Here is a 2,550-nt window from a genome sequence, read left to right as displayed (position 1 = left end):
GACATTCTCGACATCGCCGACACCAGCGAATTCGAGGAGATCGCCCACCTGCTCGTTCACGGCAGCCTGCCCACCCGCGCAGAGCTCAAGGCCTACAAAGAAAAGCTGCGGCGGCTGCGGGGCCTGCCCGAAGCGCTGCAACAGGCGCTGCAATGCCTGCCGGCGGCAAGCCATCCCATGGACGTCATGCGCACCGCGGTCTCCGTACTGGGCTGCACCCTGCCCGAAAAAGACGACCACAACCTGCCCGATGCGCGCGACATCGCCGATCGGCTCATGGCCTGCCTGGGCCCCGCCCTGCTGTACTGGTATCACTACAGCCATAACGGACGCATCATCGACGTGCACACCGATGACGACAGCATCGGCGGCAACTTCCTGCATCTGCTTCACGGCGAGGCGCCCGGCAGCGAGTGGGTGCGGGCCATGCATACCTCGTTGATTCTTTATGCCGAGCACGAGTTCAATGCCTCGACCTTCACCTGCCGCGTCATCGCCGGCACCGGCTCGGACATGTACTCGGCCATCGCCGGCGGCATCGGCGCGCTGCGCGGGCCCAAGCACGGCGGGGCCAACGAAGTCGCCTTCGACATCCAGAAGCGCTACGCCTCGCCGGACGAGGCCGAGGCCGACATCCGCCGCCGCGTCGCCGACAAAGAGGTCATTATCGGCTTCGGACACCCGGTATATACCATTTCCGACCCGCGCAACGAAGTGATCAAGCGCGTTGCGCGGCAGCTGTCCGAAAAAGCAGGGAACACCAGCATGTTCGACATCGCCGAGCGGCTGGAAAGCACCATGTGGGACGCCAAGAAGATGTTCCCCAACCTGGATTGGTTCTCGGCCGTTTCGTATCACATGATGGGCGTGCCCACGGCCATGTTCACGCCGCTGTTCGTGATCGCGCGCACGGCCGGCTGGGCCGCCCACATCATCGAGCAGCGTCAGGACAATAAGATCATCCGCCCGACCGCGAACTACATCGGTCCCGAGAACCGTACTTTCACGCCGATCTCGGAACGCCAAAACTGAAGCCCTTCTCCATTCTTTACCCAAGCCGCCCGCTTTCATGCGGGCAGGCCCGATTTTGCCAAACGGAAAACCAATGAGCACTCACATTTCCAACGTCCGTCCCGAGCCCGACCAGGTCCTGGTCGACATCGTCGACTATGTGCTGAACGACCGGATCGACAGCGCCCTGGCCTTCGAGACCGCCCGCAACTGCCTGATCGACACCCTGGGCTGCGGCCTGGAGGCGCTGGACTACCCGGCCTGCACCAAGCTGCTGGGCCCCATCGTGCCCGGCACCGTCGTGCCCCACGGCGCCAAGGTCCCCGGCACCCAGTTCCAGCTGGACCCGGTCCAGGCCGCCTTCAACATCGGCGCCATGATCCGCTGGCTCGACTTCAACGACACCTGGCTGGCCGCCGAATGGGGCCATCCCTCGGACAACCTGGGCGGCATCCTGGCCACCGCCGACTGGCTCTCGCGCAACGCCGTGGCCGCCGGCAAGCCGCCCCTGACCATGCGCGCCGTGCTCACCGCCATGATCCAGGCCCACGAAATACAAGGCTGCCTGGCCCTGGAGAACTCCTTCAACCAGGTCGGCCTGGACCACGTCGTGCTGGTCAAGGTCGCCTCCACCGCCGTGGTCGCCCAGCTGCTGGGCCTGGACCGCGACGAGATCCTGAACGCCGTCTCGCTGGCCTGGGTCGACGGCCAGAGCCTGCGCACCTACCGCCACGCGCCCAACACCGGCAGCCGCAAGAGCTGGGCCGCGGGCGATGCCACCAGCCGCGCGGTGCGCCTGGCGCTGATCGCCCGCACCGGCGAGATGGGCTACCCCTCGGTGCTCTCGGCCAAGACCTGGGGCTTTTACGATGTGCTCTTCAAGGGCAAGCCCTTTGAGTTCCAGCGCCCTTACGGCCACTACGTGATGGAAAACGTGCTGTTCAAGATCTCCTTCCCGGCCGAGTTCCACTCGCAAACGGCCGTCGAATGCGCCATGCAGATCCACCAGCGCCTGCTGGCCGCGGGCAAATCGGCCAGCGACATCCGGCGCATCACCATCCGCACGCACGAGGCCTGCCTGCGCATCATCGACAAGCAGGGCCCGCTGAACAACCCGGCCGATCGCGACCATTGCATCCAGTACATGGTGGCCGTGCCCCTCCTCTTTGGCCGGCTCACCGCCGCCGACTACGAGGACGCCGTGGCCGCCGACCCGCGCATCGACGTGCTGCGCGACAAGATCGTCTGCGTCGAAGACCCCGCCTTCACGGCCGACTACCACGACCCGGACAAGCGCTCGATCGCCAACGCGCTCACCGTCCAATTCAACGACGGCAGCTCGTTCGATGAAATCGTGTGCGAGTACCCGATCGGCCACAAGCGCCGCCGGGCCGAGGGCATTCCCCTGCTCGAGGCCAAGTTCCGCACCAACCTGGCCCGGCGCTTTGCGGCCAGGCAGCAAGCGCGTATCCTGGATGTCTCGCTGGACCAGGCGCGGCTCGAAGCCATGCCGGTCCACGAATACGTCGACCTGTACGT

General features: G+C 65.6%; 2 protein-coding genes. Both read left to right on the top strand.

Annotation, left to right across the window (positions count from 1 at the left end; translation table 11 throughout):
• A partial coding sequence (prpC, locus tag CSC67_RS21140) for a bifunctional 2-methylcitrate synthase/citrate synthase (protein ID WP_118996435.1) occupies positions 1 to 1,032 on the top strand: 1,032 nt, incomplete at its 5' end.
• Between the two features lie 73 nt (positions 1,033 to 1,105).
• Positions 1,106 to 2,550, top strand: a 1,445-nt coding sequence (locus CSC67_RS21135; protein WP_118996434.1) for a bifunctional 2-methylcitrate dehydratase/aconitate hydratase, incomplete at its 3' end; no start/stop codon positions are given.

The organism is Pusillimonas caeni (genome assembly GCF_003545815.1).
In the GTDB taxonomy this organism is placed as follows: domain Bacteria; phylum Pseudomonadota; class Gammaproteobacteria; order Burkholderiales; family Burkholderiaceae_B; genus Pusillimonas; species Pusillimonas caeni.
Note: the sequence above shows the minus strand (reverse complement) of the source record. Positions and strands in the feature narration are given on the sequence as shown.